Source organism: Bowdeniella nasicola (assembly GCF_001907295.1).
Taxonomy (GTDB): domain Bacteria; phylum Actinomycetota; class Actinomycetes; order Actinomycetales; family Actinomycetaceae; genus Bowdeniella; species Bowdeniella nasicola.
Genome location: NZ_MQVR01000012.1, coordinates 23971 through 43394 on the forward strand (window position 1 = coordinate 23971; position 19424 = coordinate 43394).

Genomic DNA, 19424 nt, shown 5'->3' on the forward strand with positions numbered 1-19424 from the left:
CCGGTGCTGGCAGTGTGCGGTAGTCTCGTGCGCCGGCGCGGCGGGTCGCGGCTCGGCTTCGGATGGCGGCGAGGGCGAGGTGCGGTTGTGGATTGCCGCGGCAGGGCGCCTTAGGTGAACGTGGCGACGATCGAGACGATCGCCGGGATGAGCACAAGCAAGATGAAGGCCGGGAGGAAACAGGCTCCGAGCGGCAGCACGAGGCGCGCGGCGAGGCGGCCCGCAGCAGCCTTCGCGTCGGTCTCGGCGGTGGCGCGGAGCCGTTCGGCGCGGCGCTGCAGGAGCGCGACGGGGCTCGCGCCGGAGGTCCACGCGACGTCGAGGCTGCGGGCGAGCGATCCCGTGGCGCGATCGCCCCATGCGGTGTGCCAGTCTACGCCGAGCAGCAGGGCGCGTGCCGTCGTCGCGAGGCGTTCGTCGTCCAACACCTCGGCGAGGACCTGCAGGACGCCCGGGATGGAGGCGCCCGATTGCAGCGCGGCGGCGGCGAGGTCGCAGGTGACGTGTTCGGTATCGAGCGGGGCGGCGGCCGCGCGGGCGATGAGGCGGCGGGTCCACAGGTGGCCGACCAGCCAGACGGCGAGGCCGAGCAGGGCGCTGGCGGTGCCGACGCTCCCGTCGAGGATGCGGCCCAGGACGTTGAGGCCGAGGAGGGCCGCGCCCGCGAGGCCGGCCAGCGGGAGCGCGGCGAGGATGCGCGTGGAGGAGCGCGGGCCAGCGAGCGCGATGCGGCGGGCGGCGGCCGCGTCCTCCGTGCCCGCGGCGGCGCGGGCGCAGGCGGTAAGGAGATCGGCGAGCGGCGCGCCGGTACGCAGGGCGAGCCGGATCGCGGCGCTGAGCGTCATGCCCGCGGCGCCGAGGTCGGCGAGCCCCGTCGGTCCGCGCAGCGGATCCCAGTCGGTCGCTAGGCCGTGGCTCGCCGCGGACGCTTCCCAGGCGGTGGCGAGCGGGGCGCCGGAGCGGAGGCGTTCGGCGAAGTCGAGGGCGAGTGAGCCGACGTCGACGGGCGGTGCGGCGGGCCTGCGGCGGGTGCGGGTGCGGCGGGTCGGGCTCGTGAGTGGGATGCGCGCGATGCCCCACAGCGTCGTCGCGAGCAGTAGCGCGAGGCCGGCGCGGGTCATGGGCCCAGCCCCAGGTGCGCGGCGCCGGGGCCCACGTCGATCTCGCGGCCGCGCCTGCTCAAGGCGGGTTCGACGACGAGGCGCCCCTCGCGTCGGGCCAAGGCCGCGATGTGGGAGACGTGGCGCTGCCCGCCGGTGCGCTCGAGGTGGACGATCGCGTCGAGCGCGGCGCCGGCCTGTGCGCTGAGGGCGCTCTCGCTCAGGCCCGCGAGGGCGGCGAGCGCGAGCAGCCGGGCGGGTACGTCGGCGGGAGTATTTGCGTGCAGGGTGAACCAGCAGCCGGCGTGGCCGGTGTTGAGCGCGGCGAGGACGTCGCGGATTTCGGCGCCCCGCGCCTCGCCGAGGATGAGCCGGTCGGGGCGCATGCGCAGGGCCGCGCGCACGAGGTCGGCCAGGCCGATGCCGCCGCGCGCCTCCGTATTCGCGCCGCGGGTTTGCAGCGTAATGAGGTGCGGATGCGGCGGCGCAAGCTCGCGCGCTTCCTCGATCACGACGATGCGCTCGCCGTCGGGCAGCTCGCGGATGAGCGCGGCGAGAAGCGTCGTTTTGCCCGTGCCGGTCGCTCCGGTGAGGACGACGTTGGCCCGGCGGACCAGCAGCGTGCACAGCGCGGCGGTGAGCTCGGGGTGCAGGGTGCCGCGCTCGGCGAGTGCGGCGAGGTCGAAGGCTTGGTGGCGGGCGACGCGCAGGCTGATCGCGGCGCCCCCGTAGGCAAGTGGAGGCAGGATCGCGTGCAGCCGTACGCCGGAGTGGATCGTGCCGTCGACGATGGGGGATGCGTCGTCGAGTCGCCGCCCGGCCGCGGCCGCGAGCCGCACCGCGAGCGCCCGCGTGTCGGGTACCGCGAGGCCCGTCGTCGCGAGTTCTCCTGCGCGCTCGATGACGACGCTGCCGTCAGGGTTGATGAGGACGTCGGTGACGAGCGGATCGGCAAGGAGCCGGGCGAGGTCCCCGGTGAGGCCGGCCTCGCGGGCGGCGGCGTCGGCGTGGCTGCGGGCGAGGTCGCTGGCGGCGACGGGCGCATCGCGGAGGGCCTTCGCCGTGGACATACCGGTGGCGAGGTCGGCGGCCCGGCGCTGCCACGACTCGCTCACGCCGCCTTCGCCTCCCGCCAGAGTTTGCGTGCGCACACCATCGTCGCCGATCGGACGCGGTCGCCCGGCGCGATCCCGTGTTCGGCGTCGCGGTCGGCACTGCGCTCGGAGCGGAACGTCACGGTCCGCATCGCTCCGCACTCCGCCAACGTGATTTCTAGCGGATGGGTGCCGGGGGTGCGCAGCGCGAGCACGCGCGCGTCATCGGGCTCCAGCAGGTGGAAGGCCCGAATCGTCGCGGGCGACGGGGTTCCGATGACGACGTCGAGGTCCGCGCGGGTATCCGCGAGCGCCCCGGTGGGCAGGCAGCCGTCGACGATAACGAGGTCGCAGGCGTGACGCAGGACGTTCGCGACGCGCCAGCACGTGGCGGCATCGGGCGCGCCGCCGGTGAGGATCGAGACGCCGTTGACCTTCGGCAGGCCCGCGACGATCCGTAGCGGGAGGAGGTCGAGGCCGTCGCCGATGTCGGCCCACGAGATCGCCTCGGGCAGCCGCGCGTAGGCTTCGCCGCTCTCGATCTCGAGGAGCAGGGCCGCCCCGCCGCGTGGGTCGGCGTCGAGGAGGACGACGCGAAACGAGTCCTGCTCGGCGAGGCGGGCGAGGCTGGCGGCGAACCGCGTCGCGCCCGCTCCCCCGTGCAGCCCGGCGACGCGGATGATCGGCGCCGCCGCCGACAGGTGGGACAGCCGCGCGAGCAGTTCATCGGACTGACGCGGCAGCGACAGGTGCGTGCCGAGGGTTTCGGGCAGGTCGCATTCGTCGTCGGGCCCCTCGCGCGTCACGACGATGGCGCGCTCCCGGGCGGCCGCATCGAGGCTCGCGACGGTCGCGGCGTCGAGCGGCAGTCCGAGGACGACGATGCAGTGCGGGTCGCCCAGCGCGATCTCCCACGGCCGCTCGGGGACGACGGCTCCGGCCAGCTCGGCGAGGTCGTGGACCGTGGCGCGCAGGTCGTCGTCGGGGATGATCGCGACGACGGTGCGGGTGGTGAGGATCGAAGTGGTCATGGTGCCACCGTTCCAGGCGCGGGGCGGCGAGCGGCGCTATCCACAGCATTGCCGCGCTCCTTGCTGGCGCTTTCCCCAGCTAACCATCGACCAGGTCCGCGCCGTTCGTTAGGGTGAGAATATGCGCTCTTCTTCCGCTGCCGCCTTTTTCGATCTCGATAAAACGGTCCTGGCTAAATCGGCAACGCTCGCGCTGTTTCGTCCTCTGCTGGACGCGGGCCTGATCTCCCGGACCGACGTGGCGCGTTCGGCGCATGCCCAGCTGACCTATCACTTCCTCGACGCCGACCACGACCGCTCCGAGCGCGTGCGCGAGCGGCTCTCGGCGCTCGTGGCCGGGTGGGCGCCGCAGGCCTTCGAGCAGGTCGTTCGCAATTCACTGCAGACCCGCATCGAACCGGAGGTCTTCGGCGAGGCCCTCGACGCGATCGCCGCCCACCATGCCGCCGGGCACGACGTCGTCATCGTCTCCGCATCGGTCAGCGATATCGTCACCCCGATCGCGGAGATGCTCGGCGCGGATCACGTCGTCGCCTCCCAACTCGAGGTCGGCGAGGACGGGCGCTTTACGGGCGTCATTTCTGATTACGTTTACGGTCCCGCCAAGGCCGAGGCGATGGAGCGCCTCGCGAGCCGCTACGGCTGGGAATTGGCGCACTGCTGGGCGTATTCCGACTCCGTTACCGACGCGCCGATGCTGCAGGCCGTCGGGCATCCCGTCGCCGTCAATCCCGATCGCGGCCTTGCCACGCTCGCAATGGAGGGCGGCTGGGACATCGCGCGCTGGGCGAACCCGGTGCCGCTGAAACCGCGCCACGCGCTGCCCGCCGTCGGGCTGCTGCTCGCCGTGGGGATCGGCGCGGGCCTGTGGTGGTGGCTGCGCGACCGCGATCAGAAAAACGCCTAGCGGGCGCCGCCGCGCCTGCCCGCACGCACCTCGTCGCATACGACGCGTCCGGCCGCGAGCCCGGCGCGCCACATCTGCCCGAATGCCTCGCACCACCCGAGTGCACCCACCCAGGACCCTGCCCGGTAGTCGGCTAGTGCTTGTGGGGCTTCCACGTCGCTGACGACGCTGACGCCCGCGGGATCAAGGCCGGAGCGCACGGCATGGATCGACGCGAGAGCGGCCGCGAACGTCGTCGTCGGGATCGGCAACGGCCCGCCTGCCCCGAAGGCCGCGGTTTCCTCCTCGCTCGCGAGCTGGGCATGCGCCCAGATCAGTGCTGTCACGACGAACGCCGGGCTGGTCGACGTCATGAGTCCGCCTGCTTGCTGCAGTCCGGCGGGCGGTGCGCCCGGTAGACCGGCGTCGCGGCGCAGCGCGGAGATGATCTGTCCCGGCGGTGTGCGGTCGGCGGCCCCACCGAGCGTGCCGAAAAAATCGAGACTGCGACGCAACACGCGGTAGCAGCGCCAGCGCGGGTCGTCGCCCGCTGCCTGCCCGGTCACGATCTGTTCCGCCAAATCCCCACCCGGAGGCAGTCCCGCGGCATCGCTGAGGTGCGTGCTCGACGCGACGATCGCGGCGTGCCGGGCCTGCGCGCTGTGTCGGCGCAGCGCCTCGTGGAAGCGGAGGGCGGCCGCTTGCTCGCTGATCTCGGCGGCGAGCGCCACGAGTGCAGGTTCGGAAGCGAGGCGTCCTAACGGGTCGGTCATCACCGCCTCAGTCTATGGATGCGACGCAAATTATCGCGGTTTCGGCGTGCCCGACGCGCAAAAACGGGCATCCGCGCATAGCGTGGTTTTATCGCCATAGCTCTGGGAGAACTCATGAGAGACAACCGCGACAACGAACGCGACGACCGCGTAGCGTACGAGGGCAACGAGACGTCCTCCCCCTACGACACTGCCCCGGCAGACGACCGCATGCCCGAGTTCCGTCCCCCGGACGAGACCTTCGAGCGTGACGATGTCTACGGCGCCTTCCCGACCGAGGGCGAAACGCCCGCGCCGGAGGCCGCCCCGCCCGCCGAGGATGCCGGCGCCCCGATGCCGGTTCCGCCCGCCGTGCCGCCGGCCGGCGAGGACACGGGCCGTTTTGAGCCGCACTTCCACCCGGACAATATTCGCGCGCGTGACTCCCGCGCGGAGGTAGCGCCGGAGTTTTCCGAGCCCGGCGAGGCTCCGCTGCCCGAGACTGCCCGCCCGCACGACGAGCCGGCACCCGACGCCCCGGTCGCCGACGAGCCGGTGTTCGAGGCCCCCGCTGCCAATGAGCCCGAGCTGAGCGAGCACCGCTCTGCGAGCGTGCTCGATTCGGATGAGCCCCAGGCGCCGGTTGTCGACCACGTCGACGCCCCCGCTGACGAGCCGGTCGAAGAGGCCACCGATAAGGCCGCGTTCGCGGGCCCGGGCGCCGTCGCGGCCGGCACCGCACACGTGGCCGAGGCCGACGAGGCTGGCGTCGAGGAGGACTCGCCGTTGACCGCGCGTCGCGCCGAACCGGCGGAGGCCTCCCCGTGGAGCCGCGCCTCCTCCTATGGCGGCACCGCCGAGGTCGCCGACATCGAGGACGACGGCAAGGCCCACGCCCGCACCGACGACGATGTCGAGTCGACGATGGTGCGCCGCACGAGCCTGTGGAACAGCGAGTCGGGCGACGACGCACCGGCGTCCTACGCCCCCGGCGCCGCCGCCGCGGGCGCTGCCGCTGTGGGAACCGGGGCCGCCGGTGCCGCGGGCACCGCCGATCCGGCCACGACGTCGAGCGAGCCGCTCACCCAAACCTACAAACCCCACGATCCCGCCTCCCGCTACGAGGACGACATCCTCGCGGGCGAAGAGCTCGAGGCCCCGCGCTCGCGCGTCGGCGCCCACATCGCGTCGATCTTCCTCGTCCTCCTGCTGGCCCCGATCGCCTGGTACCTCATCGCTGACGCCGGCGCGCGTTTCACGCTCGCCTCGAACGCGCCGTGGGAGACGGGCACGATCAACCCCGCCGCCATCGGTGAGATGGTCGGCGGTCTCCTGCTCGTCGTTCTCATCGCGATCCTGGTAAAGGCGTCCTCCGTCGGCGCGTGGATTACGGGCGCACTACTCTCGATCGTCGGCGCGGCCTACGTTGTCGCTCCCGGCATGCTGAAGGACTTCTCGACAGGCCCGCTGGACAAGATCTCGGACCTGCACCAGATCGGCGCGAACGCTGCCCACCACTTCCTCGCCGACGTCTCGACGGGCCGCATGCTCGCCTACGGCGTCGCGCTCCTGCTCGCGGGCTACATCTCGCACGCGGCTCGCCGCGCCGGCCGCCGGGGCGAACGCCTCCAGGCCGCCTTCGAACGCCGCGTCGGACACTAAGTCACCTCCCCTACCACCGAAAGTGCCCGGGCCCGCAAGGTCCGGGCACTTTCCTGCTGTCTGCACCACGCGGTGTTTACGTCCCCGCTATCTGCGGGTCATTCTCGTTGCCTACGGTCAGGGCGCCACGTCCCCTCACCGAAAGGTCGATCATGGCCCGCCCTCACCGGCTCCTCGCGGCGGCCAGTGCCGCGCTCCTCTTCGCCATCATTCCCCTCTCTAGCGTCGCAAGCCCGGATGCCGCCCGCCCCGGCGTCGAGTCCCCCGCACTCGTCTCTACTCTTGATCATCCGACGATCGTCGACGGCGCCACCGTCCCGCGCGAGGCCGCTGCCGGTTTCCGTGTCCTGCCCTACCTGCAGCGCCCCGCGGCAACCGAGATGACGATCAACTTCTTCACCGAGCTCGGCTCCGACGCCGAGCTCGTCGTGACCGGCCCAGGCCTTCCCGCCGACGGCTACCGAGCAACGATCATCGGCGAGGCGAACCCGGTCAATGAATACCAGGACTCCGAACTCGCCCAGGGAGACCTCACGCGTGGCAAGGAGCTCGTTGCGAAGCAGGGCAGCTGGATCCGCGCGAATGCGCCGGTCAAGTACAGCCACCGCATCACCGGCCTCACCCCCAAGTCGACTTACGCCTATGCGGTCATCGTCGACGACTACCGGCATGACGCACAGTTCACGACGCTGCCCGCCAAGGGCACAACAATCACCGAGCCGTTGCACCTCATCGCGTTTTCCGATACTGAAACGGACCCGATCGGTCGCGTCACCTACCGCGAATGGGTGAAGTCTCCGCTCGCCGAGGGCTCCGAAGAGCGTCCCGCGCCGGGCTCGGCCTGGGACGAGAAATTCGGTTCCTCCACGCGCGATGGCGACCACGCCCTGAACTACGCCATCACCGAGGATCGGGCCCAAGAGCTCAATAACTCCCTGATCGCGCAGGCGAAGCCGGACCTCATCTTGTTGCCTGGCGATCTCGCCGAGCGCGGCTCGAGCCAGACCCACTGGGATGAGTGGTTCCGCTACTTCGCGGGCGATAAGGGGCATGTGCTTGACTCGATCCCGATCGTCACCGCCCTGGGCAACCACGAGGTCTACGGCTACGGCAAGCCCGAGGATCGCTCCCTTGTCGTGCGCGCCCGCGCCGCCTACAACCAAAACTTTGACACGTTCGGATCAACCAATCCCGAGTATCTGGATGCCTACCACCGCGTCGACTACGGTCCCGTCACGATCATCACGCTCGATGCGACAAATGGTTCGGCGGACCAGAGCCCGGGTAAGACCCCACCGGAGATGGCCTCCCGTGGGACCGATAAGAACCTGACGCCCCAGCAGTACGGCACCGACACCCAAAACTCGTTCACGTTCGCCGAGTACGCGCGCGATTTCCCGGCGGCCGTCGCGGCGGGCTGGTTCCCTACCGGCACGGATCCGAACACGCCAGACCAGCCGGACTTCATGCCCGGTTCCAAACAGTACGCCTGGGCCGCGGCCCAGCTCGCCGACGCCCGCGCCGCGGGCCAGATAATCCTCGTGCAGTGGCATCACGTCGCCTACTCCAACGGCGTGCACGGCACCCCGATGGGCCATGAGTCGCCCGATGGCCAGCCCGGCACCCCGATGCGCCATCTGCAGCCACTGCTCGAAAAGTACGATGTCGCCGCGGTTTTCTCTGGCCACGATGAGACGTTCCAGGCGTCCTATGTCGACGAGGCCGGCGATGGCACCGGCGTCTATCACTGGGATGTCGGCGTCGCCTCCGACGGGCTGCGCGGCGAGAAGATGATCAAGACCGCCGACGGTACGTATGAGCCGCTCGGCTTCAACACACACTCGGTGTGGATGGCCCAGCGGGACGAGCCCGAGCTGTGGCGCACGAACGATGCGGGCGTGAAGCACCTCGTCGCCGGTGGTAAGCACTACGGGCACCTCGATATCCGCATCGCGCCGTACGACGGCCCCGCCCTCGACTCGGGCGTCATGCCGGCCGCGGCGATGACGATGACGCCGGTGTCGATGTTCCCGATCCTCGCCGACGATTATTCGCTGAAGACGGTCGAGCGCCGCGAGATGGTCTCGGGCCAGTTCACGGTCTACCTCGACGCGGCGGGCTCGCCGCTCGCGGGTAAGCCGTCCGATGAGCCGACCCCGGAGCCGACGGCAGAACCGACCGAGGAACCCACTGAGGGGCCGACGGCGGCGCCGACCGACGAGCCCACGACGCCGGCTCCGAGCGGGGGCGCCCCGACGACGCCGGCGCCGCAGCAGCCGGGACCGTCCATGCCAATCACGGGTAGCAACGCGCTCGCGTTCGTCGCGCTCGCGGCAGCGCTAGCCGCGTCGGGCCTCATGCTTCGCGCGACATCCGCCCGCCACCGCATCGGCTAGCGCGGCTAGCATCCGAAGGCGCCCCGAGCCAACCGGCCGGGGCGCCTTCTGGTCAGTCCCCCCACGTGAGACACGGGTGGACACGACCGCCCTCGGCGCGCACAATAGTGAGCTGTACCACGTGTTCGCGATCACAAATCGGAGTTTTGTATGTCCCACGATGCCCCCGTCGCACCCGAAACGTTCGCCCCGTCGGATGAGATCCGCCGCAACGCCGTCGCAACGCAGGAGCTGTTCGATCGCGCGAAGGAAGATCGAGAAGGGTTCTGGGCCGAGATTGCACGCGAATACCTCACGTGGGATACCGATTTCACCGAGGTTCTGAACTGGTCGAATGCTCCGAAGGCGTTATGGTTCGCCGACGGGAAGCTCAACGCCTGCTATAACGCGGTCGACCGGCACGTCGAGGCCGGACTCGGTGATCGAATCGCCCTGCATTTCGAGGCGGAAGACGGCAGGAGCGAGGACTACACCTACGCGCGGTTGAAAGACGAGGTCTCGCAGGCCGCGAACGCGCTTGTCGAACTCGGAGTCAAGACCGGCGACCGCGTCGCAATCTACCTGCCGATGGGCCCGATCGCGATCATCTCGATGCTCGCCTGCGCCCGCCTCGGCGCCCCGCACTCGGTCGTTTTCGGCGGTTTTTCTGCCGACGCACTGCACTCGCGCATTCTCGACGCCGGTGCCCGTGTCGTCATCACCTCTGACGGACAGTTCCGCGGCGGTAAAGCCCTGCCGCTGAAGCTCGCCGTTGACAACGCGATCGCGGGCGGTGATACTCCTGTCGAACATGTGCTCGTCTACCAGCGCACCGGGATGGACGTGAACTGGAACGACGACGTCGATATCTGGTGGCACGAGACCGTCCCGAACCAGTCGACGGAGCACGCCCCCGTGATCGTCGACGCGGAGCATCCGCTGTTCATCCTGTACACCTCGGGCACCACGGGTAAGCCGAAGGGTGTCGTCCACACGACGGGCGGCTACCTCACGCAGGCCGCGTTCACGCACAAAAACGTTTTCGATGTCCACCCCGAGTCGGACGTCTACTGGTGCACCGCCGACGTCGGCTGGATCACCGGCCACACCTACGTCACGTACGGCCCGCTCGTGAACGCGACGACGCAGGTCGTCTACGAGGGCACGCCCGCCACGCCCGACAAGGGCCGCTGGTGGCAGATCATCGAAAAGTACGGCGTCACGATCTTCTACACGGCGCCGACCGCGATCCGCACGTGCATGAAGTGGGGCGAGGAATTCCCGAACGCGCACGACCTATCAACGCTGCGCATCCTCGGCACGGTCGGCGAGCCGATCAACCCCGAGGCGTGGCTGTGGTACCACCGCGTCATCGGCGCCGAGCGCTGCCCCATTGTCGACACGTGGTGGCAGACGGAGACCGGCGGCATCATGATCAGCCCGCTGCCCGGCATCACCGCCACCAAGCCCGGCTCCGCCCAGCGCCCGCTGCCCGGCATCAGCGTCGAAATCTTCGACAACCTCGGCGAAGAGATCACCGACGAAACCCCCGGCCTGCTCGTCCTGACCGAGCCGTGGCCCGCCATGCTGCGCGGCATTTGGGGCGACAACGAACGCTTCAACGAGACGTACTGGGCGCGCTTTGAGGGCGTCTACTTCGCCGGCGACGGCGCGCGCTATGACGAGGATGGCGACGTCTGGCTGCTCGGCCGCGTTGACGATGTCATGAACGTCTCCGGCCACCGGCTATCGACCGCCGAGATCGAATCAGCGCTCGTCGCCCACGACGCGGTCGCGGAGGCCGCCGTCGTCGGCGCGAAGGACGATACGACCGGCCAGGCCGTCGTCGCCTTCGTCATCCTGCGCGAGGAATACCTCGCCCAGGCCGATGAGGAGGGCGAGGGCGCCGACCTCGTCGCGACGCTGCGCGAGCACGTTCGCAAGGAGATCGGCCCGATCGCCAAACCCCGCGACATCCTCATCGTGCCCGAGCTGCCGAAGACCCGCTCCGGCAAGATCATGCGCCGGCTGCTGCGCGACGTCGCCGAAAACCGTGAGATCGGTGACGTCACGACGCTCGCCGACTCCTCGGTGATGGACCTCATCTCCAAGGGCCTTGCCACCTAACCTTCGTCCTACGGCCCGGCCAGCTCCTCTGCGGTAGCCTCGCTTAAGTGAGTGAATCCGCCGATCTTTTGCATGCACCCGGGCCGTGGTCGCATCGTTTCCTCGACGCGAACGGCGCCCGCCTCCATACCGTGACAGCGGGTTTTGATCCGACATCCACGCCGCAGCGCGTCGTGATCCTGCTGCATTCCTTCCCGCAGCACTGGTACGCCTGGCGCGAAGTGCTCGCTGCGGCCGGAGACCTCGACTGCGCGATGGTCGCGGTCGATCTGCGCGGCTATGGCGCCTCCGATAATCCGCCGAGCCGGTTTTCGATCCCGACGCTCGCTTCGGACGTCGTCGGCGTCGTCTCGGTGCTCGGCGCGCGCGAAGCGATCGTCGTCGGCCACGGCCTCGGCGGCGTCGTCGCCCGCGCCGCGGCCGCCTACTACCCGGACGTCATCCGCCACGTCGTCGCGGTTTCCTCACCGCATCCGGCGCGCTGGCGCCTGGCCCGCTCCCGCCATCTCGCGCGCATCGCGCCCGCCGTCCTTACGCCCGTCCTCGCCGAGCGCGGCCTCACGTCGGGCACGACGGTCTCCCTCGTCATCAACGAGCTGACCGACGAGTCCTCCCCCACCCGCCCCGCGTCCTATTCCTATACCGACGCGCTGCGCTCCCCGTTCGCCGCGCGCTGCGCCCTCGAACAACTCCGCTGGCTCATCCGCTCGCGCCGCCGCCCCTCGGGCCGCCAGTTCCTCGCCGAACTCGAGCGCGCCTACTGGATCGTGCCCGTCACCGAGATTTGCGGTCAGCGCGACGCCCTGTGGGATCCGAGTTCGTTTTCCGACGACGCCCGCGTCTCGCCCGGCGGCCATTTCCTGCCCGAAGAGGACCCGGACACGATCCTTACCGCGTTGCGCGCCGCGCTCTCGGACTTCAGCTAAACCCCGATTCGCGGGCAGAGCTCGCTGAGCGGGCACGCCTCGCAGTCGGGTTTGCGCGCGGTGCAGCAGCGCCGCCCGTGAAAGATCAGCCGGTGGCAGGCATCGGTCCACCGCTCCTTGGGCAACTCGGCCATGAGGTCGCGCTCGACCTTCACCGGGTCCGTATTCTTCGTCAGCCCCAGGCGGCGGGAGAGCCGCCCGACGTGCGTATCGACGGTGATGCCCGGGATCCCGAACGCGTTTCCGAGCACGACGTTCGCCGTCTTGCGTCCCACTCCCGGTAGCGACACGAGCGCATCCAAGGAGTCCGGCATGTCGCCGGAAAACTCGGCCACGAGCCGGCCCGACAGCTCGATCAGCGACGTGGTCTTCGCCCGGAAGAACCCGAGGGGCCGCAAGATCTCCTCCACGTCCGCACGCCCCGCGCTCGCGAGGTCGGCCGGCCTCGGATAGCGGTTGAACAGCTCGGGCGTCACCTGATTGACGCGCACGTCGGTCGTCTGTGCCGAGAGGACCGTCGCGACGAGCAGCTGAAATGGCGAGGCGAAATCGAGCTCGCAATGGGCATCGGGATACGTCTCGATGAGGATATCGTCGATCGCTACGGCCCGTTCACTCATGGCGCCAGCCTAACTTTCGGGCACGAAAATGCGCATCTTCGGCCAATTTCGCGCCATCCGCTATGATCTGAGTGCTTGATCTCACATCACGTGACACAATGTGATGTGTCCAATCACATCGGAGAAATGGAGCTACGTGGACGAGAACATGATCAGATCTGTTCCGCTCTTCTCCGCGTTGAATGCTGAAGACCAGGACGAGCTGCGCTCGATGATGTCTGAAGTGTCCCTGCGTCGCGGAGAAAAGCTATTCAACGAGGGCGATAAGGGTGACCGGCTCTACCTCATCGTCGAAGGCAAGGTGAAGCTGGGCCACACCTCCGGAGACGGCCGAGACAACCTGATCGCGGTCCTTGGCCCCGGCGAGATGATCGGCGAACTCACCCTGTTCGATCCGGGCCCGCGCTCGACGACGGCGACCGCTGTGGCGGCCACCCGCATGATGGAATTGGACCACGACGGCATGATGCGTTTCATCGACGCCCATCCGGAGCTGTCCAAGCACATGCTGAAGGCCCTCGCGCAGCGCCTGCGCCGCACGAACAACGCGCTCGCGGACCTCGTCTTCTCGGACGTTCCCGGCCGCGTCGCCAAGGCCCTGCTGGACCTCGCCGATCGCTTCGGCCACGCGGGAGCCGATGGCACCGTCCACGTCCCGCACGACCTCACCCAAGAAGAGCTCGCCCAGCTCGTTGGCGCCTCCCGCGAGACCGTCAACAAGTCGCTCGCCGAATTCGGTTCGCGCGGCTGGCTCGCTCTGGAAAACCGCGGCGTCCACCTGCTCGACATCGAGCGCCTGCGCCGTCGCGCCCGCTAAGACGCAAGCGTTCGGCCCCCGCCCAGTTTCTGGTGCGGGGGCCGAAACGTTTTTAGGGAGGCTAGTTCGTCGCGACGACGATTTCGACCTCGACGGGAGCGCCGAGCGGCAGCGCGGCCACGCCGACGGCGGCGCGGGCGTGCGTGCCGGCCTCACCGAACACGTCGCCGAGGAGGTTGGAGGCGCCGTTGATGACGCCCGGCTGGCCGGTGAACGACGGCGCCGAGGCCACGAATCCGGTGACCTTGACGACGCGCGTGATCTTATCAATTCCGCCGGCCAGATCGGCCGCGGCGGCGATCGCGTTCAGCGCGCACACGCGGGCGGCGTCGGCGGCGTCCTCCGGGCTCACATCATCGCCGACGATGCCCGTCGCGGTGAGTTCGCCCGCGCGCAGCGGCAGCTGGCCGGAGGTGTAGATCAGGTCGCCGTGCTGCACGGCCGGGACGTAGGCGGCGACGGGGACGGCCACCGCCGGCAGCTCGATACCGAGCTCGGCTAGGCGCTCGCTAGGGGTCTTTTCGCTCATGCATCATCCTTGGGGCGTTTGAGGTAGGCGACGAGATTGCTCGAGCCTTCGGGTCCGGGCACGACTTGGACAAGTTCCCAGCCGTCGGCGCCCCACTGATCGAGGATCGCCTTGGTGTTGTGAATGAGCAACGGGATCGTTGCGTACTCCCATGTAGTCATGGGATGAGCTTAGTTGACGGTCGCTCGCGTCGCGGCCTGGCGACGACGCAACCGCGTGATGATTCGCGGCGCCACCGGAGACTTCAGTTCGACGACCACATCGTCGTCGTCGGTCTCCAGCCACTCCCGCCAATCTGTCACGTCGGGGTACTGACGCATGAGAGCTCTTCGCTCCCGCTCCGTCAATCCACCCCACACGCCGTAGGTGACGTTGGATTCCAGTGCGTCGATCAGGCACTCCATCCTGACCGGGCAAGAAAAGCACATGACGCGAACTTCGCGCTGCGCGGCACCGCGGACGAACAGGGCGTCCGGTTCGTTGCTGGCGCATGCCGCATATGCGGCCCACGTTTGGTCTCCGTCGACTGACATGGTCCCTCCCGATAATCGGACTGACAGTCTCAAAGGTACCCCGTAACTGCCCACGTGTGAAATTCACCATTACCACGGCAACGCTGAAGGGGGTTGCCGAATCGCACACGTGACCGAAACGCCGCGGCCAACTAGAGTTGAACCTATGCCGAATAAACCGTCGCCCACCGCTCCGGCTCGGGCCAAACATCCAGCGCAGATCCTCGCGCTACTCCTGGCGTTCGTCCTGGCCGTTGGGGCCGGTGGCGTCGCGATGGCAGGTTTGGCCATGCCCGTGGTCCTCGCCGCGCCATCGACGACCGCGGCCGGCACCTCGCTGTTCGATGATCTGCCTGACGAGATTCAGATCGACGAGCCCTCGCAGCGCTCGGTGATGCTCGCCGCCGACGGCTCCCGCATTGCCTCGTTCTATGCCGATAACCGCATCGTCGTACCGCTGGATCAGATCTCGAAGAACATCCAGCACGCCGTGATCGCGATCGAAGACCGCCGCTTTTACGACCACAAGGGCATCGACCCCGAGGGCATTGCTCGCGCCTTCGTGAACAACGCCCTGCGCGACGATGTCGAAGGCGCGTCGACCCTCACCCAGCAGTACGTGAAGAACGCGCTGATCGAGCGCGCCCGCGTCGCGGGTGACGACGACGCCGTCCGCTCCGCCAAGGAGCAGGAATACGGCCGCAAGCTGCGCGAAGCAAAGCTCGCGATCACGCTGGAAAAGCATGCGTCGAAGGATGAAATCCTCAATGGCTACCTCAATATCGCGCCGTTCGGCCCGTCCGTGTACGGCGTCGAGGCCGCGAGCCTGCGGTACTTTTCCAAGCACGCCTCCGAACTGACGATCTCGGAGGCCGCGCTCCTCGCGGGCATCACACAGTCGCCGGTTCGCCACGATCCGACCCGCCACCCGGAAGCGGCCGCCAAGCGCCGCTCGCTGGTCCTCATGTGGATGGAGCGCGAGGGCTACATTACGGCCGCCGAGCGCGAAGAAGCCGACAAGCAGCCCGTCGAAGAGTTGCTCAAGGTGCAAGACCAGCGCCAGGGCTGTTCCACCGCCGGCACGGCCGCCTACTTCTGCGAATCGGTCATCCAGCAGATCCTCACCGACAAGCACTTCGGGGAAACGCCCGACGATCGCCGGCGCCTGCTGTACCGCGGCGGCCTCACGATCAAGACGACGCTGGACCCGGTCAAGCAGAAGGCCGCCTACGACTCGGCGGTCAACTCCGTGCCGCCTAACGACTCGTCGGGCATCTCGATCGCGGTCAACGCGGTCGAGCCGGGCACCGGCAAGGTCCTCGCGATGGCTCAAAACTGGGGCTATGGTGACCCGACCGCCGACAACCCGCGCCTCACCAAACTCAACCTGTCGGTCGGCACCGACCTCGCCGGCGGCTTCGGCTTCCAGACCGGTTCGACGGGCAAGATCTTCACCCTCGTCGAGTGGCTGCGCTCCGGGCGCCACCTGTCCGACCGGGTGCTGACCAACCGTAGCACGTACCAGACGAAGGACTTCATCAGCTCCTGCGCGAAGATCTCGCTCCCCAACGGCTACAAGGTCAAGAACATGGAGCTCGGCCCCGGCGGCCACTCGATGTCGGTGCTCGACGCGACGAAGCACTCCGTGAACCGGCCCTACATCGATATGACGACGAAGGTCGACCTGTGCAATATCCGCAAGACGGCCAATGACCTCGGCGCGCTGACCACCGGCAACGGTAAGGACCTCATGGCGATCCCGTCGATGACGCTCGGCACGAACAACCTCACGCCGCTCACGATGGCGAACGTCGGCGCGACGCTCGCTGCCGGCGGCAAGCGTTGCACCCCGGTCTTCCTGACCGAGGTCACGAAGTCCAACGGCGACCCGATCGAGGTCCCGAAGATCTCCTGCGAGCAAACCATCGAACGCAACGTCGTCAACACCGCGGTATACGCGATGCAGCAGGTCGTCTCCCCCGGCGGCACCGGCTCCGGCGCGATCCTCAACGGCCGCCCCGCGGCCGGCAAGACCGGTACCGCGAACGACAACAAGCACGCCTGGTTCGTCGGCTTCACGCCGCAGCTCGCCGCGTCCGTCTGGATGGGCTACGCCGACGGCGACAAGTCGATGAGCTACCAGCGCATCAACGGAGAGTGGACCGGCATGGTCTACGGCGGCAAGATCCCGGCCCCGACGTGGAAGAACTTCATGCAGGTCGCCCTCGATGGCGTCGCACCGGAGAACTTCCCGGCCCCCGACCCCGCGCTCGTCCAGGGCTCGCAGTCCCCGTCGGAGCGTCCCTCCCAGGAGGAGCCACGCGACCAGAACGCCTCCCAGGAATCCGGCCGTAATGAGTCCGTTCCGAGCGTCGTCGGCTATACCATCGCCGATGCAACGACGGTGCTGCGTCGCTCCGGTTTCAACATCTCCGTGGGCGGTGCGCGCCCGAGCGAATGGCAGGCCGGCGTCGTCATGGGTCAGTCGACAAGTTCGGCGCCAAAGGGCGCAACGATTACCGTCTACCCGTCCTCCGGCCCGGGCGGATAGGCTTCGATGACTCCGACGTCTTCGGCCGCATCTCTCGCGCTGAAAGGTCTCGGCCTCACCGTCGCCCTCGGGGCGGCGGTGACTGCTGGCGCCGTCGTGGAAGCCCGCATCGGCTTCCAACTGCGCGAGCACACCCTGCCCGTCCTGCCCGCTGGATCCCGGCCCGTCCAGATCCTGCACCTGTCCGACTTCCACCTGCTGCCATCGATGAAGGCAAAATCGCGGTGGATCGCGCGCCTCGCCGAGCGTGACATCGACATGGTCGTCAACACAGGCGACAACATGGCTTCGTGTCAGTCCTTCGCACTCGTGATGGAAACGCTCGAGCCGTTCCTCTCCCTGCCCGGCGCCTTCGTCTTCGGCTCGAATGACTACTACGGGCCGACGTGGAAGAACCCGCTGCGCTACCTGCTGCCGCCCTCGCGTCGTGCCGACCTTAGCGACTCCGATCGCACGCTGCTGCCCGCCGAGACCCTCGCCGAATCCTTGCGCGCGGCCGGCTGGCACGACCTGCGCAACACGACCGCGCTGCTCAATGTCGCCGGCACCCGGATGCAACTCGTCGGCGTCGATGACCCGCATATCGATCGCGACGCAATGCCCGTCGCGAGCCGCGATGAGCTCGATCCCCGCGCCGATCTGACGCTCGGCCTCACGCATGCGCCCTATACGCGCGTCCTCGACCAGTTCGCGGCCCTCGGTACCGACCTGGTGCTGGCCGGACATACCCACGGCGGCCAGGTCGGGGTCCCCGGCTACGGGGCCCTCGTGACAAACTGCGATTTGCCGTCCTGGCGCGCTAGCGGCCTGCAGGCCTGGCCCGGGGTGCACCCGAGCCTTGTTGACGCTCCTGTCGTCCCCTGGCACCGTCTGCGGCCCCAGCCGAAGGGCCTCAGCCCCTGTGACATGTGGGTCAACATCAGCGCGGGGCTCGGCACGTCCCCGTATGCTCCCATCCGACTCTTCACGCGTCCCGAGGCGTCGCTCCTGACGCTCACAGCGCGCGAGAATGTGGCGTAACGGACGCTCTCCCGGTTTTTGTTCTGGGGCCATTGCCCGCTATAGTGAACTGGTCACGGGGTGTGGCGCAGCTTGGTAGCGCGCTTCGTTCGGGACGAAGAGGTCGTGGGTTCAAATCCCGCCACCCCGACAATTGTGATGTCTCACGTCATCGTTCACTCGATGGCGTGGGACATTACTTGTTTTTATCCCGGGTATGTCTCGCAGGCAGAAAATCCTCGTGACTGGCCATCCATAAGGGTGCGGTCTTCATCGTCGGTTAAATCCAGCCACTCTCTTTTGCTATCCGTGTTGCCTCGTGGCGGTTGGAGGCTCCCTCTGCTGCGAGTTTTACGACATCGGCTTCGCGAGCGCTAAGTGGCGATTAGCCGGAGGAGATCGCTTCGATGGCGAGGTTCTGCTCGATATAGCGGAGCCCTGATGCGACATCGCGCACGGCGGTTGTCAGGGTTGCTGCCATCCAGCCCCGCAGGAGAGCTTCATCTTCAACGATCAGCGACCAAACCGAGTGTTGGGAACCCGCGGGGAGTTCCGCTATGTTTGGCGGTCCACCGTGGTGGTAGCCGCTGGCAGCAGCACGTGGCTGAGTCCGTCAAGCAGAGAAGCGAGCAGCAAACGAAAGTAGTCGTTGCTGATGCGTTCGGAGTCCGCCGTGGTCAATCCTGCGATGAAGTGTTCGCTGAGTTCGCTCAGTGCCGGGGAGGACACGGTTAGGTCGCTCATGTCCTCCAGCATGTCGGCGATGACGTACTGGTCGGGATGATGGGGCGACTGACGGTCACGGGCCGCCACCGCCGACATAGCTACGTTGAAGATCATGGAATAGGCCCACGGCGTCATCTCGGCAAATCCCGCCGCTTTCAAGCGGGCGTAGGCAGCCTCAATGATCGGCACCATTGCGGGGGTCAGCTTCCCTGTGACCGTTCGCTCGGCGATGCCCGGCACGCGCAGGCACGCGGCCCGCAACGACATCAAGACCTCGGTGAACCACTCCTTCCAGTCCAAGGACTCATCGGGCAACTCGACGGTGGTGGTCGCGTGATCGACGACCGCCTCATAGATGTCGTCCTTGGCGGGAAAGTAGTGGTAGACCACCGAGGTCGCGACGTCCAGTTCAGCTGCCAGCTCGCGAATGGACCAGCCGGTAAGACCACGCTCCTCACTGAGCTTCAGAGCGCGCATGGTGATCTGCTGCGGATCAAGCCCCACGCGACGAGAGGTATCCTTCGCTGGTTTCGGCATGCAATCATCATAGGCTCTTGACCCCATCTAGATGTTGTGGGTCATGACGTTGTAGTCACCGACCGGGGATGAAGGAACGGGCCCCTGACGGTCAAGTCCCTTGTAGTGGTGTAACGGCGTTTTCCTCTCGTTTGGGGTTTTAGCTTGCTAGTGCGGGCGTGTCGGTATCGGTCATGGTCG

General features: G+C 68.1%; 17 protein-coding genes and 1 tRNA gene. 9 read left to right on the top strand and 9 right to left on the bottom strand.

What is annotated here, in order from left to right; translation table 11 throughout:
• Window positions 1–110 precede the first annotated feature (110 nt).
• The 3 genes from BSZ39_RS03375 to BSZ39_RS03385 are packed head-to-tail and all read right to left on the bottom strand — an operon-like array spanning window position 111 to window position 3225.
• Complete coding sequence (locus BSZ39_RS03375) at window positions 111–1121, bottom strand: type II secretion system F family protein (RefSeq protein ID WP_083602905.1); 1011 nt, start codon at window positions 1119–1121, stop codon at window positions 111–113.
• Window positions 1118–2215, bottom strand: coding sequence for a TadA family conjugal transfer-associated ATPase (locus tag BSZ39_RS03380; protein WP_245792409.1), 1098 nt, complete (start codon window positions 2213–2215; stop codon window positions 1118–1120). The genes BSZ39_RS03375 and BSZ39_RS03380 overlap by 4 nt, the downstream gene beginning before the upstream one ends.
• The gene (locus tag BSZ39_RS03385; protein WP_073715980.1) at window positions 2212–3225 is read right to left on the bottom strand and encodes a CpaE/TadZ family protein; all 1014 of its coding nucleotides are present in this window, start codon (window positions 3223–3225) and stop codon (window positions 2212–2214) included. Before BSZ39_RS03385 ends, BSZ39_RS03380 begins: the two co-directional genes overlap by 4 nt.
• 121 nt (window positions 3226–3346) lie before the next feature.
• Here BSZ39_RS03385 and BSZ39_RS03390 point away from each other — a divergent pair, with 121 nt between their 5' ends.
• Complete coding sequence (locus tag BSZ39_RS03390; RefSeq protein ID WP_073715981.1) at window positions 3347–4132, top strand: HAD family hydrolase; 786 nt, start codon at window positions 3347–3349, stop codon at window positions 4130–4132.
• Here BSZ39_RS03390 and BSZ39_RS03395 read toward each other — a convergent pair.
• Entirely contained in the window at window positions 4129–4887 is a 759-nt protein-coding gene (locus tag BSZ39_RS03395; protein WP_143180349.1) for a hypothetical protein, read from the bottom strand. The genes BSZ39_RS03390 and BSZ39_RS03395 overlap by 4 nt on opposite strands.
• Window positions 4888–4998: 111 nt before the next feature.
• On the opposite strand from BSZ39_RS03395, the gene BSZ39_RS03400 reads away from it, so the two are divergent.
• From BSZ39_RS03400 to BSZ39_RS03415, 4 genes are all read left to right on the top strand, one after another.
• Window positions 4999–6525 carry a hypothetical protein gene (locus BSZ39_RS03400; RefSeq protein WP_073715983.1) on the top strand — a complete coding sequence of 509 codons (1527 nt, stop codon included), beginning with the start codon at window positions 4999–5001 and terminating at the stop codon, window positions 6523–6525.
• Between the two features lie 152 nt (window positions 6526–6677).
• A complete protein-coding gene (locus BSZ39_RS03405) occupies window positions 6678–8921 on the top strand; it encodes a metallophosphoesterase (RefSeq protein ID WP_073715984.1) in 2244 nt (747 codons plus the stop codon).
• Window positions 8922–9071: 150 nt separating this feature from the next.
• Window positions 9072–11027 carry an acetate--CoA ligase gene (acs, locus tag BSZ39_RS03410; RefSeq protein WP_073715985.1) on the top strand — a complete coding sequence of 652 codons (1956 nt, stop codon included), beginning with the start codon at window positions 9072–9074 and terminating at the stop codon, window positions 11025–11027.
• A 47-nt stretch (window positions 11028–11074) separates the two neighbouring features.
• On the top strand, window positions 11075–11953 hold the full coding sequence (locus BSZ39_RS03415) for an alpha/beta fold hydrolase (protein ID WP_073715986.1): 879 nt from the start codon (window positions 11075–11077) through the stop codon (window positions 11951–11953).
• Here BSZ39_RS03415 and nth read toward each other — a convergent pair.
• Window positions 11950–12573 (bottom strand): endonuclease III, encoded by a 624-nt coding sequence (gene nth / locus BSZ39_RS03420; RefSeq protein WP_073715987.1) that lies wholly within the window; start codon window positions 12571–12573, stop codon window positions 11950–11952. The genes BSZ39_RS03415 and nth overlap by 4 nt on opposite strands.
• A 148-nt stretch (window positions 12574–12721) precedes the next feature.
• Between nth and BSZ39_RS03425 the strand changes: the two genes are divergently transcribed.
• The gene (locus BSZ39_RS03425; RefSeq protein ID WP_245792410.1) at window positions 12722–13390 is read left to right on the top strand and encodes a Crp/Fnr family transcriptional regulator; all 669 of its coding nucleotides are present in this window, start codon (window positions 12722–12724) and stop codon (window positions 13388–13390) included.
• Between the two features lie 61 nt (window positions 13391–13451).
• Here the strand turns inward: BSZ39_RS03425 and BSZ39_RS03430 are convergent, their stop codons facing one another.
• The 3 genes from BSZ39_RS03430 to BSZ39_RS03440 are packed head-to-tail and all read right to left on the bottom strand — an operon-like array spanning window position 13452 to window position 14452.
• Window positions 13452–13919, bottom strand: a complete 468-nt coding sequence (locus tag BSZ39_RS03430; protein ID WP_073715988.1) for a RidA family protein — start codon at window positions 13917–13919, stop codon at window positions 13452–13454.
• Window positions 13916–14080 carry a Sp36 family protein gene (sp36, locus tag BSZ39_RS13380; protein ID WP_073715989.1) on the bottom strand — a complete coding sequence of 55 codons (165 nt, stop codon included), beginning with the start codon at window positions 14078–14080 and terminating at the stop codon, window positions 13916–13918. Before sp36 ends, BSZ39_RS03430 begins: the two co-directional genes overlap by 4 nt.
• 9 nt (window positions 14081–14089) lie before the next feature.
• On the bottom strand, window positions 14090–14452 hold the full coding sequence (locus tag BSZ39_RS03440; protein WP_073715990.1) for a WhiB family transcriptional regulator: 363 nt from the start codon (window positions 14450–14452) through the stop codon (window positions 14090–14092).
• A 145-nt stretch (window positions 14453–14597) separates the two neighbouring features.
• On the opposite strand from BSZ39_RS03440, the gene BSZ39_RS03445 reads away from it, so the two are divergent.
• From BSZ39_RS03445 to BSZ39_RS03455, 3 genes are all read left to right on the top strand, one after another.
• Window positions 14598–16982 (top strand): penicillin-binding protein, encoded by a 2385-nt coding sequence (locus BSZ39_RS03445; RefSeq protein ID WP_073715991.1) that lies wholly within the window; start codon window positions 14598–14600, stop codon window positions 16980–16982.
• Window positions 16983–16988: 6 nt separating this feature from the next.
• Complete coding sequence (locus BSZ39_RS03450) at window positions 16989–18002, top strand: metallophosphoesterase (protein WP_073715992.1); 1014 nt, start codon at window positions 16989–16991, stop codon at window positions 18000–18002.
• Between the two features lie 56 nt (window positions 18003–18058).
• Window positions 18059–18132: transfer RNA gene (locus tag BSZ39_RS03455), tRNA-Pro, on the top strand.
• A 404-nt stretch (window positions 18133–18536) separates the two neighbouring features.
• Here BSZ39_RS03455 and BSZ39_RS03460 read toward each other — a convergent pair.
• Window positions 18537–19244, bottom strand: coding sequence for a TetR/AcrR family transcriptional regulator (locus BSZ39_RS03460; RefSeq protein WP_158025080.1), 708 nt, complete (start codon window positions 19242–19244; stop codon window positions 18537–18539).
• Between the last annotated feature and the right edge of the window lie 180 nt (window positions 19245–19424).

Coding starts and splice junctions, on each gene's coding strand:
- BSZ39_RS03450 (WP_073715992.1), top strand. CDS start 16,989: ATGACTCCGACGTCTTCGGCCGCATCTCTCGCGCTGAAAGGTCTCGGC.
- BSZ39_RS03400 (WP_073715983.1), top strand. CDS start 4,999: ATGAGAGACAACCGCGACAACGAACGCGACGACCGCGTAGCGTACGAG.
- BSZ39_RS03425 (WP_245792410.1), top strand. CDS start 12,722: ATGATCAGATCTGTTCCGCTCTTCTCCGCGTTGAATGCTGAAGACCAG.
- BSZ39_RS03405 (WP_073715984.1), top strand. CDS start 6,678: ATGGCCCGCCCTCACCGGCTCCTCGCGGCGGCCAGTGCCGCGCTCCTC.
- BSZ39_RS03385 (WP_073715980.1), bottom strand. CDS start 3,225: ATGACCACTTCGATCCTCACCACCCGCACCGTCGTCGCGATCATCCCC.
- sp36 (WP_073715989.1), bottom strand. CDS start 14,080: ATGACTACATGGGAGTACGCAACGATCCCGTTGCTCATTCACAACACC.
- BSZ39_RS03390 (WP_073715981.1), top strand. CDS start 3,347: ATGCGCTCTTCTTCCGCTGCCGCCTTTTTCGATCTCGATAAAACGGTC.
- BSZ39_RS03430 (WP_073715988.1), bottom strand. CDS start 13,919: ATGAGCGAAAAGACCCCTAGCGAGCGCCTAGCCGAGCTCGGTATCGAG.
- BSZ39_RS03460 (WP_158025080.1), bottom strand. CDS start 19,244: ATGCCGAAACCAGCGAAGGATACCTCTCGTCGCGTGGGGCTTGATCCG.
- BSZ39_RS03440 (WP_073715990.1), bottom strand. CDS start 14,452: ATGTCAGTCGACGGAGACCAAACGTGGGCCGCATATGCGGCATGCGCC.
- BSZ39_RS03375 (WP_083602905.1), bottom strand. CDS start 1,121: ATGACCCGCGCCGGCCTCGCGCTACTGCTCGCGACGACGCTGTGGGGC.
- BSZ39_RS03445 (WP_073715991.1), top strand. CDS start 14,598: ATGCCGAATAAACCGTCGCCCACCGCTCCGGCTCGGGCCAAACATCCA.
- nth (WP_073715987.1), bottom strand. CDS start 12,573: ATGAGTGAACGGGCCGTAGCGATCGACGATATCCTCATCGAGACGTAT.
- acs (WP_073715985.1), top strand. CDS start 9,072: ATGTCCCACGATGCCCCCGTCGCACCCGAAACGTTCGCCCCGTCGGAT.